Origin of the sequence: Rhodococcus sp. O3 (genome assembly GCF_048897285.1) — a bacterium.
GTDB lineage: Bacteria > Actinomycetota > Actinomycetes > Mycobacteriales > Mycobacteriaceae > Rhodococcus.
On record NZ_JBMBTE010000112.1, the window covers coordinates 1 to 15,535 of the forward strand.

The 15,535-nt window shown below is 69.5% G+C and carries 10 protein-coding genes and 1 pseudogene; 9 read left to right on the forward strand and 2 right to left on the reverse strand.

Translation table 11 applies throughout. The features are described from left to right. Positions 1 to 433 (reverse strand): annotated as a pseudogene (locus ACN675_RS22875) (AraC family transcriptional regulator); the annotation flags it as partial. A 140-nt stretch (positions 434 to 573) separates the two neighbouring features. Between ACN675_RS22875 and ACN675_RS22880 the strand changes: the two are divergent. From ACN675_RS22880 to ACN675_RS22905, 6 genes are all read left to right on the forward strand, one after another. After that, positions 574 to 1,302, forward strand: a complete 729-nt coding sequence (locus ACN675_RS22880) for a hypothetical protein (RefSeq protein ID WP_420753021.1) — start codon at positions 574 to 576, stop codon at positions 1,300 to 1,302. Position 1,303: 1 nt separating this feature from the next. Continuing rightward, a complete protein-coding gene (locus tag ACN675_RS22885) occupies positions 1,304 to 2,143 on the forward strand; it encodes an alpha/beta fold hydrolase (RefSeq protein WP_420753022.1) in 840 nt (279 codons plus the stop codon). 42 nt (positions 2,144 to 2,185) lie between these two features. Further along, complete coding sequence (locus ACN675_RS22890; protein WP_420753023.1) at positions 2,186 to 3,370, forward strand: ATP-binding cassette domain-containing protein; 1,185 nt, start codon at positions 2,186 to 2,188, stop codon at positions 3,368 to 3,370. After that, entirely contained in the window at positions 3,367 to 4,158 is a 792-nt protein-coding gene (locus ACN675_RS22895) for an ABC transporter permease (protein ID WP_420753024.1), read from the forward strand. The genes ACN675_RS22890 and ACN675_RS22895 overlap by 4 nt, the downstream gene beginning before the upstream one ends. A gap of 83 nt (positions 4,159 to 4,241) precedes the next feature. Then, a complete protein-coding gene (locus ACN675_RS22900) occupies positions 4,242 to 8,087 on the forward strand; it encodes an ABC transporter ATP-binding protein (RefSeq protein WP_420753025.1) in 3,846 nt (1,281 codons plus the stop codon). A 108-nt stretch (positions 8,088 to 8,195) separates the two neighbouring features. Next, entirely contained in the window at positions 8,196 to 11,894 is a 3,699-nt protein-coding gene (locus ACN675_RS22905) for a multifunctional oxoglutarate decarboxylase/oxoglutarate dehydrogenase thiamine pyrophosphate-binding subunit/dihydrolipoyllysine-residue succinyltransferase subunit (protein ID WP_420753026.1), read from the forward strand. A 97-nt stretch (positions 11,895 to 11,991) separates the two neighbouring features. Here ACN675_RS22905 and ACN675_RS22910 read toward each other — a convergent pair whose 3' ends face one another. Continuing rightward, positions 11,992 to 12,639: a TetR/AcrR family transcriptional regulator gene (locus ACN675_RS22910; RefSeq protein WP_420753027.1), complete on the reverse strand. Its 648-nt coding sequence runs from the start codon at positions 12,637 to 12,639 to the stop codon at positions 11,992 to 11,994. A 72-nt stretch (positions 12,640 to 12,711) separates the two neighbouring features. Here ACN675_RS22910 and ACN675_RS22915 point away from each other — a divergent pair, with 72 nt between their 5' ends. The 3 genes from ACN675_RS22915 to ACN675_RS22925 form a co-directional block, all read left to right on the forward strand. Continuing rightward, the gene (locus tag ACN675_RS22915) at positions 12,712 to 14,301 is read left to right on the forward strand and encodes a flavin-containing monooxygenase (protein ID WP_420753028.1); all 1,590 of its coding nucleotides are present in this window, start codon (positions 12,712 to 12,714) and stop codon (positions 14,299 to 14,301) included. Next, a complete protein-coding gene (locus tag ACN675_RS22920; RefSeq protein ID WP_420753029.1) occupies positions 14,298 to 15,125 on the forward strand; it encodes an SDR family NAD(P)-dependent oxidoreductase in 828 nt (275 codons plus the stop codon). Before ACN675_RS22915 ends, ACN675_RS22920 begins: the two co-directional genes overlap by 4 nt. A gap of 10 nt (positions 15,126 to 15,135) precedes the next feature. Next, on the forward strand, positions 15,136 to 15,535 hold a 400-nt coding region (locus ACN675_RS22925), incomplete at its 3' end, for an alpha/beta hydrolase fold domain-containing protein (RefSeq protein WP_420753030.1).

Sequence of the window (15,535 nt, forward strand, 5' to 3'; positions counted from 1 at the left end):
CGAACCGCTCCGCCCATTCGTCGGTCGCGGCGATGCGGTCCTGCAACTCGCGCGCGTCGGCGCCGAGCACGTCCTCCAGGTCCACGACCCACGCACCGAGTGCCCCGGCCGGGACGCCGAGCAGGGCGCGGGCACCGGCCGGGGTCAGCGCCAGCTGGATGCCGTGCTGGTTACCGTCGTGCGCGATCGTCACCGGAGACGTCGTGAGTCCGCCGGCGAGTGCCTGGAACCTGCCCGGCTGCTGTCCGGGCGCGGCGGCGCGGGCGAGGTCGAGGGGTTCGCCGATCGTCAGCACGACCGTCAGGTCCTGCGACGGCAGTCCCAGATGCTTGCCTGCGGGGAATCCGGTGAGGCGGTAGCCCTCGTACCAGCGCACGTACGGCCGCAACGGCGGCGCCGGCCGCCGTCGCGCTCCCTCGGAGACCCCCGGCACAATCGCCAGCGTAGGCGCGGTCCGGTCGCAATCCCACCGGCTTGTCGCCGGAAATATCTATAGTCGGCCGTGCACCCCCGGATGTGCCTCCGCGACACGAAGACGGCGACACACAGGGCGGCGACACGAAAGGCGAACCGATGAGCGAAAAATCCGGGCCGATCGAGAAGTTCCTCGTCACGCTGCTCGACAACGGCAGCAGGCTGCAGGGCCCCGCGGTGGCGAAGTACGTCGACCGGGTCCGCCGGGCGCATCCCGACGAGTCGCCCGCGCAGATCATCGAACGTCTCGAGAAGATGTTCCTGACCGGCGTCACGGGCAGCGGATCCGCGGTCGGTGCGACCGCCGCGTTCCCCGGGGTCGGAACCCTCACCGCGGTCGGGGCGGTCGGCGCCGAGACCATGTTCTTCCTCGAGGCGTCGGCGCTGCTGACGCTCGCCGTCGCGTCGGTGCACGGCGTCCACCCGCAGGATCACGAGCAGCGCCGCGCACTCGTCCTGGCCGTGGCGCTCGGTGAGACCGGCATGGAGGTCGTGAGCAAGGCGACCGGCACGACGATGAAGAACTGGACGTCGGCGATCACCGGCAAGATCCCCGGCTCCCAGCTGAAGCTGCTCAACAATTCGTTGGTCAAGAAGTTCATCCGCAAATACTTCGCCAAGCGCAGCGCGCTGATCCTCGGCAAGCTGGTGCCCGCCGGGATCGGGGCGGTCATCGGCGGCGCCGGTAACCGCGCGCTCGGCAAGCGCACCATCAGCAACGCCCGTACCGCGTTCGGTCCGGCACCCGCGCAGTGGCCGGATGCACCCGCCGCGCTCGAACCCGGCACGGCGAGTGCCCTGCCGAGCGCCGCGTCGACCAGTCCCTGACATGTCCGCGCCGTCGGTGTACGTCCGCGAGTCGGGTACCGGCTCACGGACCGTCGTGCTGTTGCACGGCTACTCCGATCACGGCGGCACATGGTGCAAGGTCGAACCGGAACTCGCCGAACGGTACCGGGTGCTCACAGTGGATCTACCGGGGTTCGGTCGCAGCTACGCGCAGTGGCGGGCACCGGTGTTCGACCACTACGTCGACACCGTCGCGGATCTCGTCGCGGACCGCACCGAACCGGTCGCGCTGATCGGCAACTCGCTCGGTGCGGTCACGGCGCTGGCGTTCGCGTCGGTGCATCCGAAACGAACCGACCGGGTGGTGCTCTCGGACATGCCGGGCCTGGCCGGGATTCCGCGGGTCTGGACGGAGAGCGCGCGGCTTCCCCTGGACCTGATGTCCCGGATGATGTCCCGGCCGGTTCCGATGCCGGTGATGCAGCGCGTGATCGGCGAGTTCTACACGCGGGCGGCGCTGCACCGGCCGGAACGGATGGATGCGGCCACGCTGTCCGCGTTCACCGCGAACTTCGCCGACCGGCGGCGGATGGACACGATGCTGCGGGTCGGCCGGATCGCGGTGCGTGAACTCGGGAGACTCCCGATCCCGGAAATGGTGCACGCGTTGACGATGCCGACGCTGCTGCTGTGGGGTGCGCACGACCGGCTCACGCCGGCGCGGGCGGCTCGCCGCGTCGTCAGCGGGCCGGACCGGCGGGTGGTGATCATCCCCGACGCCGGGCACTGCCCCCAGCTCGAGGCGCCCACCGAGTTCCTCCGCGCGGTGCTGCCGTTCCTCGAGCACCGGCGTCTCGCAGCCGGGGAGGCGGGCACGTAGGCTCGCGACGACCACGTGGACCGGCACAGACGGGGGAAGTTCTTGACCGCACCGTTCGCGCAGGCACCCGATGCGTTCCCCGGTTCCGGGCCGCCGCCGGGCATCGCCGTGCAGGGACTGACCAAGATGTACAGGAACATCCCGGCCGTCTCCAACCTGTCGTTCACGGTGCCGCCGGGATCGATCACCGGTTTCCTCGGGCCCAACGGGTCCGGGAAGACGACCACGCTGCGGATGCTGCTGGGCCTGGTGCGCCCGACAGCGGGAATCGCGCTGATCGACGGCGTCCCGTACACGTCACTGCCGCAGCCGGGGCGGGTCGTCGGTGCCGTTCTCGACGCGCAGGGCGCGCACCCGAAGCACACGGCACTCACCCATCTCGAGGTGTACTGCACGGCGATGCGGGTGCCGCTCTCCCAGGCGCGGGCGTCTCTCGACCTGGTCGGTCTGGGTTCGGTCGCGACCCGGCGCACCGGCGAGTTCTCCCTCGGGATGCGCCAGCGGCTGGCGCTGGCGACCGCGCTGCTGGGACAACCCCGCTACCTGGTGCTCGACGAACCGGCGAACGGCCTCGATCCGGAGGGCATGGCCTGGCTGCGCGAATTCCTGCAGTCGTATGCCCGATCCGGCGGCACGGTGCTGGTGTCGAGCCACATCCTGCGGGAGGTCGAGCAGATGGCCGACCATCTGGTGATCGTCTCCAACGGCACCCTCGTGCACCAGAGCAGCACCGCGGACCTGCGCAACGCCTACCGCTCGCGTGTCCTGGTGGCCTGCTCCGATCCGGCCCGTCTCGCGGCGGCCCTGGCGGCCGCCGGAATCACCGACGCGCAGATCCAGGGCGACGGGCGGCTCGCGGTCGTCGGGGCCGATCCCGAACGGATCGCGGCGCTCGCGGCCGAGCAGAAGGTCACGATCTTCGGCACGCACGTCGAACACGTCGACCTCGAGCAGGTGTTCCTGTCCATGACCAGCGGTCGCTACGCCGCGTCGCACGGCTACCACCAGCCGGGACCGCCTGCGCCGGGCCCCGTCCCGCCCGGGTACGCGCCGCCGGTCCCCCAGTCCCCGCATCATCAGCACCCGCAGCACCCGTACCCACCGCAGCAGTACCAGCAGGCCGGCCTGGCGCCCCCGCAGTACCAGCAGCCTCCGGCCCAGCAGTCCCCGCCGGGCGTGCCCGCACCTCACCAACCGCCCTTCGGACCGGGAGGATTCCAACGTTGACCGCGCTTCTGAACGCCGAGGTCCGCAAGGTCCTCGGGTTGCGCTACTGGTGGATCCTCGGGATCGCGCCGGTCGTGGTGGGTCTGTTCACCGGTGCCCTGACCCTGCCGCTCGCCCGTCAGGTCGAGGACATCGTCGGTGAGGGTTTCGCGTCCACCGTGTCGGCGGCGATCGGCATCGCGCTGGCGTTGGCGCTGGTGTTCCTGTTCGCGGCCGTGTTCGGCGCGGTGAACGGCGGCACCGAATTCCAGCATCGGACGATGGCGACGACGTTCCTGACCACCCGCGGCCGCGACGGGGTGGTCGCCGCCAAGTACGTCACCGCCGCGGCGTTCGGGCTGCTGTACTGCGTGGTCGTGGAGATCGCGGCCGTTCTGACCGTCCTGATGTTCGCCGGCGGCGACAGCGGCCCCTCCAGCGGATCCGATTTCGGTCAGCTCGCGGCGGTCCTCACCACCGGCATGCTCTGCGCCGCGCTGTGGGCCCTCATGGGGTCCGGGCTCGGTCTGCTCACCGGTTCGACGGTCGGCAGCGTGCTCGCCATCTCCGCGTGGGTGCCGTTCGGTGAACTGATCGTGTCGCTGATCCTGCACGGCCTCGGGCTGGGCGCGATCGCGGACCTGCTCCCCGTCCAGCTCACCTGGTACACGATCGTCGGGGTCATCGACATTCCCGAAACCGGCGACATGGCCGTTCGCTGGCCCGGGGCTCCGCTCGCGCTGATCGGCTGGACGCTGCTCGTCGGCGCGCTCGGCTGGTGGCGGGTCCGCAGCCGCGACGTGGGCTGACGCCCCCGTGTGCCCTAATGGCGGTCCCCACCGCCACAAAGGAACACGGGCGCCGTCGGCGCCTGGCGCTAATGTCGGCAGCGATGCACCACGACTCGCAGTCCCCCGGCTGGATCCGACGCCTGAGCACCGAATCCTTCCGTCACCGTGCCGTCGCCATCGGCGCACTGGTGGCGACGGTCGTCGCCGCGCTCATCGACATCGGCTTCCCGCTCCTGACGAAACTCGCACTCGACAGCGCCACCCACCCGCAGGGCGCCGACCTGCACCTGATCGGGGTCGCCGCCGCGGGAATCGCCGGTGGTGCGCTGGTCCGGTTCGGCTGCCAGTACGGGCGCCGGATGCTCGCCGGACAACTGTCGCTGAACGTCCAGCACGACCTGCGGCTGCGGCTGCTCGGGTCGCTGCAGCGGCTCGACGGGCGCGGCCAGGACCAGATCCGCACCGGGCAGGTCGTGTCCCGCTCGATCACCGATCTGCAGCTCGTCCAGGGACTGCTCGCGATGGTGCCGATGTCGGCGGGCGCCCTGCTGCAGTTCGTATTGGCGCTGGTCATCATGGCGGTGCTGTCGCCGCTGCTCACCCTCATCGCCGTCGTGACCGTTCCGGTCATCGCGCTGATCGTCCGGACCGTGCGGCCGAAACTGTTCGCCGCGACCTGGTCCGCGCAGCAACGCGCCGCCGACCTGGCGCAGCACGTCGAGGAAACAGTCACCGGTGTGCGCGTCGTCAAGGGCTTCGGCCAGGAGGACCGCGCAGTCGACCAACTCGAACGGCACGGCCTGGCGCTGTACGCCGAACGGATGCGCGCGGCCCGCATCAATGCCCGGTTCACCGCACCGATGGGCGCGATCCCGCAACTCGGCCTGGTCGCGACCATCGCGCTCGGCGGGTGGCTGGCGCTGCACGGCACCGTGACGGTCGGCACGTTCCTCGCGTTCACCGCGTACCTGGCGACGATGAGCGCGACGACCCGCACCCTGTCGTCGGTGATCATCATGGCGCAGCTCTCGCGCGCCGCCGTCGAACGCGTCTACGAGGTGATCGACGCCGAACCCGACGTCGCGGACCCGCCGCACCCGGTGCCGCTGCCCGCCGGTCCGCTGGGGCTGGCGCTGCGCGACGTCACCTTCGGGTTCGAAACCGGCCGCGACGTCCTGCGCGGCGTGGATCTCGAGGTGGCTCCCGGCGAGACCGTCGCCGTGGTCGGCCCGGCCGGGTCCGGGAAGACCGCACTGTCGCTGCTGCTACCGCGCTTCTACGCGCCCGACGCCGGGTCGGTGAGCCTGACCGGCGACGGCTTCGAACTGGACGTGCGCTCGCTGCGCAGCGACGAGCTGCGCGAAGCCGTCGGCCTCGTGTTCGACGAACCGTTCCTGTTCTCCGACACGATCGCCGCGAACATCGCGCTGGGCCGGCCCGACGCCAGCCCGGACGAGATCCGGGCCGCCGCGGCCGCGGCCCGCGCGGACGAGTTCGTCGAGAACCTGTCCGACGGGTACGACACCGTCGTCGGGGAACGCGGTCTGACCCTGTCCGGCGGGCAGCGGCAGCGGGTCGCGCTGGCCCGGGCGCTGCTCCTGGATCCGCGGGTGCTGATCCTCGACGACGCGACCTCCGCCGTCGACGCCGAGACCGAGGCCGCGATCTTCGCGGCGCTGCGCGCACAGCGTCGGCGCACCACCCTCGTGCTCGCGCACCGCCGCTCGACCCTGTCGCTCGCGGATCGGGTGGCGGTCCTCGACGAGGGCCGCATCGTCGACATCGGGACCGTCGACGAACTCGAGGAACGCAACGCACTGTTCCGGGCGCTGCTCACCGGCACCGGCGACGACGACCCCGACACCGCTCCCCTCACCCCCGGGCCCGAACTGTCGGCCGAGCAGCTGTGGCCGGAAGTGACGGCCGACCCGGACGAGGCCGGAAGGTCCCCCGCCTCCCCTGCCCCTACAGGTCCCGGCGGTGGTCCGGGCGGTGGCGGACGCGGTGGTGGCGGCGGCCCGATGAGCGGGGCGCTCGGCTCCGTCGCACCCACCCCGGAACTGCGGGCCGCGGTGGCGGCGCTGCCCCCGGCCACCGAAACCCCGGGCCGGCATCGCGACCTGCAGTCCCGGTCGCTGCGCCGCCCCGATCCGGGGTTCCGGCTGTGGACGACGCTGCGGCCCGTCCGGTTGCTGCTCGGCGCGGTCGTGCTGTGCCTGATCGTCGAATCGCTCACCTCGATCGGGTTCCCCTCGATCGTGCAGTACGCCGTGGACCAGGGCGTCACGCCCGGCGATCCCGCCCGGTTGTGGGCCGCGGTCGGCGCCGGGATGCTGCTCGCGCTGCTCGGCTGGGCGGTGGTCGCGGTGCTGACGGTGCTCACCGCCCGGGCCGGGGAACGGGTGCTGTTCGGGTTGCGGGTGCGCAGCTACTCCCATCTGCAGCGGCTCGGACTCGACTACTACGAGCGGGAACTGTCCGGGCGGATCATGACCCGGATGACGACGGACGTCGATGCGCTGTCGTCGTTCATCCAGACCGGTCTGTCGACCGCGGTGGTCAGCGTGCTCACCGTCACCGGCATCTCCGTGGCGCTGCTGGTCACCGACGTCTCGCTGGGGCTGGTGGCGCTGGCGGTGGTGCCGCCGCTGCTGATCGCGACCTTCTGGTTCCGGAAGGTGTCGTCGTCGGCGTACGCGATCTCGCGCGAGCGCATCTCGATCGTCAATGCGGATTTCCAGGAGAACGTCACCGGTCTGCGTGCCGCGCAGGCCTATCGGCGGGAGGCGTTCGCCGCGCAGCGGTTCGCCGAACGCGCCGACGCCTACCGGCGCAGCCGCATGCGCTCGCAGCGGGCGATCTCCCTGTACTTCCCGTTCATCACCATGCTGTCGGACCTGGCGCTCGCGGCGGTCGTGTACGTCGGTGCCCGGGAGGTCGCGGCGGGTGAGGCGACGCCCGGCGTGCTGGTGGCGTTCGTGCTGTACCTGAGCCTGCTGTTCGGCCCGATCCAGCAACTGTCGCAGGTGTTCGACGGGTATCAGCAGGCCCGCGTCGGGCTGCGCCGCATCGGCGACCTGCTGCGCACCGAGAGTTCGCTGGAGGCCGGTCCGCCCGGCTCGGTGCCGGTGACCGGGCACCTGCGCGGCGACGTGCACCTCGCCGACGTCGGCTTCCGGTATTCCGGCGCCGAAACCGACGCGCTCACCGACGTCGAACTGCACATCCCGGCGGGTTCGACGGTCGCGCTCGTCGGCCGCACCGGCGCCGGCAAGTCCACCGTCGTCAAGCTCCTCGCCCGCTTCTACGATCCGACCTCCGGTTCGGTGCGCGTCGACGGCGTCGACCTGCGGGACTATCGGCTTGCCGACTACCGCAGCCGGCTCGGTGTCGTGCCGCAGGAGGCTCACCTGTTCACGGGCACCGTCGCGAGCAACATCGCGTACGGCCGCCCCGACGCGGACCGCGCCGACATCGAGGCCGCGGCCCGCGCGGTCGGTGCACTGGGCATGATCGCGACCCTGTCCGGCGGAATGCATCATCCGGTCGGCGAACGCGGCCAGGGCCTGTCCGCGGGCCAGCGGCAGCTGGTCGCGCTGGCCCGCGCCGAGCTCGTCGATCCCGACCTGCTGCTTCTCGACGAGGCGACCGCGACCCTCGATCCGGGCACCGAACGGGCCGTTCTGGAGGCCGGCGAGAAGGTCGCGCGTTCCCGGACCGCCGTGGTGGTCGCGCATCGCCTGGGAACCGCGGCCCGCGCCGACCGCGTGGTGGTGGTCGACGGCGGACGGATCGTCGAGACCGGACCGCACGCGGCGCTCCGTTACGCGGGCGGCGTATACCAGACCCTCTGTGATGCGGCAGAAACCCGCGCAGGGAATAATCGGTCGTCGAGAACCGTCATCGATGGAGACCCCGTCGAAGTCGAAGCACAAATTGTGAGGTAGATCTCGACGCATGTTCGATCAATTACGATCGCCGCACGCACGGGATAGCCTCATGAATACAGGCGCTCCGATCGGGTACCGAAGAAAGAAACGAGGCGAACAACTGCCGTGAGCAGCAGCTCTACATCACAGTTCGGTCAGAACCAGTGGTTGGTTGACGAGATGTACCAGCGCTTTCAGGACGATCCTTCGTCCGTGGACGCGAGTTGGCACGAATTCCTGACAGATTATTCCCCCGAAACAGCGGTCGCAGGTGGTGCAAACGGCATCGAGACCGCCACCGCTACCGCTCCGACCGCCACTGCGACGGCTCCCGCCCCGACGCCCGCACCGAAGGCAGCACCCGCTCCGAAGGCCGCGGCTCCCGCCGCCGCGCCCGCGAAGCCCGCAGCTGCTGCTCCGAAGCCGGCTGCCCCCTCTTCCGACAAGCCCGCCGCCGAGGAGAAGAAGGTTCTCCGCGGTGCCGCCGCCGCTGTCGCGAAGAACATGAACGCCTCGCTCTCGATCCCCACCGCCACCAGCGTTCGCGCCATCCCTGCGAAGCTGATGTTCGACAACCGGATCGTCATCAACAACCACCTCGCCCGTACCCGGGGCGGCAAGGTCTCGTTCACGCATCTGCTCGGTTACGCCCTGGTCCAGGCGGTCAAGGCGTTCCCGAACATGAACAACCACTACGCCGAGATCGACGGCAAGCCGAACCTGGTGACGCCGGCGCACACCAACCTCGGTCTCGCGATCGACCTGCCGGGCAAGAACGGACAACGTTCGCTCGTGGTCGCCGCGATCAAGAACTGCGAAACCATGAACTTCGCGCAGTTCTACTCGGCGTACGAGGACATCGTCCGCCGCGCCCGCGACGGCAAGCTCACCGGTGACGACTTCTCCGGTGTGACGATCTCGCTGACCAACCCCGGCGGCATCGGCACCGTGCACTCGGTGCCGCGCCTGATGGCCGGTCAGGGCGCCATCATCGGCGCAGGCGCGATGGAGTACCCGGCCGAGTTCCAGGGTGCTTCCGACGAGCGCATCGCGGAACTGGGCGTCGGCAAGCTGCTGACCCTCACCTCGACCTACGACCACCGGGTCATCCAGGGCGCCGAGTCGGGCGAGTTCCTCAAGACCGTTCACGAGCTGCTGATCTCCGACGATTTCTACGACGAGATCTTCCACACCCTCCACATCCCTTACGAGCCGGTCCGCTGGCGCAAGGACGTGCCGGAGGGCGCGGTCGACAAGAGCACCCGCGTGCTCGAGCTGATCGCGGCGTACCGCAGCCGCGGCCACCTCATGGCCGACACCGACCCGCTGCAGTTCGTCAAGGACAAGTTCCGCTCGCACCCGGATCTCGACGTCACCACGCACGATCTGACGCTGTGGGACCTCGACCGCGAGTTCAACGTCGGCGGCTTCCACGGCCAGCAGCGCATGAAGCTGCGCGACGTGCTGTCGGTGCTGCGTGACGCGTACTGCCGCCACGTCGGCATCGAGTACACGCACATCCTCGAGCCGGAGCAGCAGCAGTGGCTGCAGGAGCGGGTCGAGGCGCATCACGTCAAGCCGACGGTCGCGCAGCAGAAGTACATCCTGAGCCGCCTCAACGCCGCCGAGGCGTTCGAGACGTTCCTCCAGACCAAGTACGTCGGCCAGAAGCGGTTCTCGCTCGAGGGCGCCGAGTCGGTCATCCCGATGATGGACTCGATCATCGACCAGGCCGCCGAGCACCAGCTCGACGAGGTCGCCATCGCGATGCCGCACCGCGGTCGCCTCAACGTGCTCGCCAACATCGTCGGCAAGCCGTACTCGAAGATCTTCACCGAGTTCGAGGGCAACCTGAACCCGGCCGCCGCGCACGGCTCCGGCGACGTGAAGTACCACCTCGGCGCCGAGGGCACCTACATCCAGATGTTCGGCGAGAACGACATCAAGGTGTCGCTGACCGCGAACCCGTCGCACCTCGAGGCCGTCAACCCGGTCCTCGAGGGCCTGGTCCGCGCCAAGCAGGACATCCTCGACAAGGGTGAGGGCGGCTTCACCGTCCTGCCGCTGCTGCTGCACGGCGACGCCGCGTTCGCCGGGCAGGGTGTCGTCGCCGAGACGCTGAACCTGGCGCTGCTGCGCGGGTACCGCACCGGCGGCACCGTGCACATCGTCGTCAACAACCAGGTCGGCTTCACGACCGCGCCGGAGCACTCGCGCTCGTCGGAGTACTGCACCGACGTCGCGAAGATGATCGGCGCGCCGATCTTCCACGTCAACGGCGACGATCCGGAGGCGTGCGTCTGGGTTGCGCAGCTCGCCGTGGACTTCCGCGAGAAGTTCCACAAGGACGTCGTGATCGACATGATCTGCTACCGCCGCCGCGGCCACAACGAGGGCGACGACCCGTCGATGACGCAGCCGGCCATGTACGACGTGATCGACACCAAGCGCAGCGTCCGCAAGAGCTACACCGAGGCCCTCATCGGCCGCGGCGACATCTCGCTCAAGGAAGCGGAAGACGCGCTGCGGGACTACCAGGGCCAGCTGGAACGCGTGTTCAACGAGGTCCGCGAGCTCGAGAAGTACAAGCCGGAACCGTCGGAGTCGGTCGAGCTGGACCAGACGCCGGCGCCGCGCCTGACCACCGCCGTGGACAAGTCGGTGCTCGAGCGCATCGGCGACCAGTTCGCGAACGTTCCCGAGGGCTTCAACGTGCACCCGCGCGTCAAGCCGGTCATCGAGAAGCGCCGCGAGATGGCGCGCGAGGGCAACATCGACTGGGCCTTCGCGGAACTGCTCGCGTTCGGTTCGCTCGCCGAGCAGGGCGCGCTGGTGCGCCTGGCCGGCCAGGACTCGCGCCGCGGCACGTTCACGCAGCGTCACTCGGTGCTCATCGACCGCAAGACGGGCGACGAGTACAACCCGCTCGCCACTTTGGCCGCGCAGTCCGGCAACGGCGGCCGCTTCATGGTGTACGACTCGGCGCTGACCGAGTTCGCGGGCCTGGGCTTCGAGTACGGCTACTCGGTGGGCAACCCCGACGCGCTGGTGCTGTGGGAGGCCCAGTTCGGTGACTTCGTCAACGGCGCGCAGTCGATCATCGACGAGTTCATCTCGTCCGGTGAGGCCAAGTGGGGCCAGCTCTCCGACGTCGTGATGCTGCTGCCGCACGGCCACGAGGGTCAGGGCCCGGACCACACGTCCGGCCGTATCGAGCGCTGGCTGCAGCTGTGCGCCGAGGGTTCGATGACCGTGGCGGTTCCGTCGACTCCGGCCAGCTACTTCCACCTGCTGCGTCGTCACCACCTCGACGGCATCCGCCGCCCGCTCGTGGTGTTCACGCCGAAGTCGATGCTCCGCAACAAGGCCGCGGTCAGCAATGTCGAGGACTTCACCCAGGGCAAGTTCCGCTCGCTGCTGGAAGAGGTTCCCTACGAGAACGGCATCGCCGACCGCACCAAGGCGACCCGCATCCTGCTGACCTCCGGCAAGCTCTACTGGGAGCTGCTCGCGAAGAAGCAGAAGGAGAACCGCGAGGACATCGCGATCGTCCGCATCGAGCAGCTGTACCCGGTGCCGCGTCGTCGCATCGCCGAGACCCTCGACCAGTACCCGAACGCGACCGAGTTCTTCTGGGTTCAGGAAGAGCCGGCGAACCAGGGTGCGTGGCCGTTCCTGGGCCTGGCGCTGCCGGAACTGCTGCCGGAGAAGCTCACCGGCATCAAGCGGGTGTCGCGTCGTTCGATGTCCGCGCCGTCGTCGGGCTCGAGCAAGGTCCACGCGGTCGAGCAGCAGGAAATCATCGAGAAGGCGTTCGCGCGGTAGCCCGCACCTTCTCCGCACACCCCGCCTTTCTTCGAAAGACGGTTCTCATGCGAACCGGGTCGTGCCTGCCCTTCGGGGCGGGCCGGCCCGGTTCGCGCTATTTCGGGACGGGTGAGTGCACCTCCGGCACGGCTTCCGCCGGCGCCCCCGCGACCACGACCACCGCGGGCAGGGCGCCGACCGCGAGGTCGATGAACTCCTCGCGGGTGATCTGCGGATTGCGCAGCCATTCGATGGTGGTGTCCTCGACGAACGCGATCCATCCGCGTACCGCGAGATGGACGGCGGGGGTCACCTCGATCCCGAGCATCGGCAGGTGCGCGGCGGTGCGCTCGACCATCGCGGTCCGGGTCCGTTCGAAGAGCTCGGTCATGTCGGGGTCGCTGCTGGCGGCCCCGCGCAGCATGGACACGTAGGTGTCGCGGCGTTCGGTGACGTAGTCGACGTAGGCGACCAGGGTGCCGCGCAGCATCGCGATCGGATCGAGACTCTCGTCCGGCGCGGTGCGTTCGAGCATGTCGCGGCTGATGTGCCGGACGATCTCGACGTGGAACTCGTGTTTGCTCGAGAAGTAGTGGAACAGCAGGCCCCGGGACACCCCGGCCTGATCGGCGATGTCGTCGACGGAGATCTGTTCGAGCGGCCGCTCCGACAGCATCTGCACGCCCAGGTCGATCAACTGCGCGCGGCGCTGCTCCGGGCTGAGCCGGGTGCGTTTGGGGCCGGAGTTCTTCACAAGTGCCATGCAAGCACCTCTGTTGAATTAGAGTCAACAATGCTATTGACCATCCCTCAATAGGGACCTACGCTCGGATACATGAGTCTTCCGGTTACAGATATCTCCGCTGCCGGCACCGCCGTGCGGCAGGTCGAGACCTTGATCATCGGCAGCGGGTTCGCCGGACTCGGGGCCGCCATCCGGCTCACCCGCGCCGGCAAGGACTTCCTCGTCCTCGAACGCGGCACCGAGGTCGGCGGCACGTGGCGCGACAACACCTATCCGGGTGCCGCGTGCGACGTGCCGTCGAATCTCTACTCGTACTCCTTCGCCCTCAACCCGGACTGGACCCGCTCGTTCTCGCCGCAGTCGGAGATCCAGCGCTACATCACCGGGGTCGCCGACAAGTACGACGTGCGGCGCCGCACGGTGTTCGGGTGCGACGTGCTCGGCGCCCGCTGGAACCCCGCGACCTTCCGCTGGGACGTGCACACCACCACCGGTGACTACAGCGCGAAGGTGCTGGTCTCCGCCGTGGGTGCGCTGTGCGAGCCGTCGCTGCCGGACATCCCCGGCATCGGCAGCTTCGACGGCGAGATCTTCCATTCGGCACGCTGGAACCACGACGCCGACCTGACCGGCAAACGGGTCGCGGTGATCGGCACCGGTGCCTCCGCGATCCAGATCGTGCCCGCGATCGCCGGCCGCGTCGAACACCTGGACGTGTACCAGCGCACCGCGCCGTGGATCCTGCCCCGCGCGGATCGCGAGTACACGACCGCCGAACACCTCGCGTTCAAGTACGTGCCGGGCGCCCAGCGGCTGTCGCGCGCCCTGCAGTACCTCACCCGCGAGACGCAGGTGGTGGGCCTGGCCAAGGCCCCGATCTTCATGAAACCGCTCGAGTTCGCGGCCCGCCGGCACCTGCGCCGGCAGATCCCCGATCCGGAACTGCGCCGCAAGGTCACCCCGAACTTCCGGATCGGCTGCAAGCGCATGCTGATCTCCAACAACTACTACCCCGCGCTGACCCGCCCGAACGTGGACCTCGTCACCGACGGCATCGCCGAGGTGCGCCCCGACGCCGTCGTCACCCGCGACGGCACGGTCCGGAAGGTCGACGCGATCGTCGTCGCGACCGGCTTCCACGTCACCGACTCCCCCACCTTCGCAGGCATCGTCGGCAAGGACGGCCGCTCGCTGGCGGAGGTGTTCGACGAGACCGGCATGCAGGGTTACAAGGGCAGCGCGGTCGCCGGCTTCCCCAACCTGTTCTTCCTCGTCGGCCCGAACACCGGCCTGGGCCACACCTCGATGGTGTACATGATCGAATCGCAGCTCAACTACGTCGTCGACGCGATCGAAACCCTCGACCGGCACCGCATCGGGACGATCGAGGTCCGGCAGGAAGCCCAGGACGAGTACAACCGCAAGTTGCAGGCCGCGCTGAAGAACAGCGTGTGGAACAACGGCGGCTGCGCGAGCTGGTACCTCGACAAGCACGGCAACAACACCACCCTGTGGCCCGGCTTCACGTTCGAATTCCGGCGCCTGACCAAGAAATTCGACCTCGAGGCGTATCGTGGCGTCGCGGCCGCGGACCTCGTCCCGCCGGCCGCAGCGATCGACCCCACGGTGACCACCACCGAGCAGACCGAGCACAGCACCGGGAAGGCGGCAGTCCGATGAGCGAATTCGCAGGCAGGGTCGCCGTCGTCACCGGCGCCGGCTCGGGTATCGGCCGAGCACTGGCCGTGGCGCTCGCCGCGAAGGGCGCGCGGCTCGCCCTGTCCGACGTGGACACCGTGGGTCTGGCCGAAACCGTCCGGCGGGCAGAGGAACTCGGCGCCGAGGTCCACTCCACCCACCTCGACGTCACCCAGCGCGAGGCGGTCTTCGCGTACGCCGACGCGGTGCTCGAGCGGTTCGGCACGGTGAACCAGGTCTACAACAACGCGGGCATCGCGTACCACGGCGAGTTCGAACGCACCGAGTTCAAGGACATCGAACGCGTCATGGACGTCGACTTCTGGGGCGTCGTCAACGTCAGCAAGGCGTTCCTGCCGCACCTGATCGCGTCCGGCGACGGTCATCTGATCAACGTCTCGTCGCTGTTCGGCCTGCTCTCGATCCCCGGTCAAAGCGCTTACAACGCAGCGAAATTCGCGGTTCGCGGATTCACCGAGTCGCTGCGGCAGGAGATGCTGATCGCCGGCCACCCGGTCCGGGTCACGTGTGTGCACCCGGGCGGCATCAAGACCGCGATCGCCCGCAACGCGACCGTGCCCGACGGTGTCGACCAGGCGAGCTTCGCCCAGTTCTTCGACAGCAAGCTCGCCCGCACCTCCCCGGAGGACGCCGCGAAGACCATCGTCGACGGCGTACGGAAGAACCGCGCCCGGGTGCTCATCGGCGGCGATGCGAAACTGCTCGACGCGTGGGTGCGGCTGCTCGGACCGTCCTACCAACGAGTGGTCGCGAACATCGCCGGCCGCGTGCTGCCGAAGGGATAGAGATACCGACATGCCCCAGCTCCCGCTGCCGCTCGTGCGCGCGGCCCTGCGTCCGATGTACCGGCTCGTGCTCAACCCGCGGTTGTCGTATCCGATGCAGCGACGGCTGCTCGCGCTGGCGGCGCCGATCCAGACGTTGCCGACCGGCACGGTGGTCCGGCGGACCACCCTCGCCGGCCGCCCCGCGGAACGGATCACCGTCGGCGCGACCGAGCGGCGCTCCGCGGTGCTGTACCTGCACGGCGGCGCGTACACCGCCGGATCCCCGGCCACGCACCGGTCCCTGGCCGCGCACCTCGCCGCCGCGACCGCGTCGGCCGTGTACGTCCTGGACTACCGTCTCGCCCCGGAGAATCCGTATCCGGCGGCGCTCGACGACGCGGTCGCCGCGTACCTCGAGCTCGTCACCG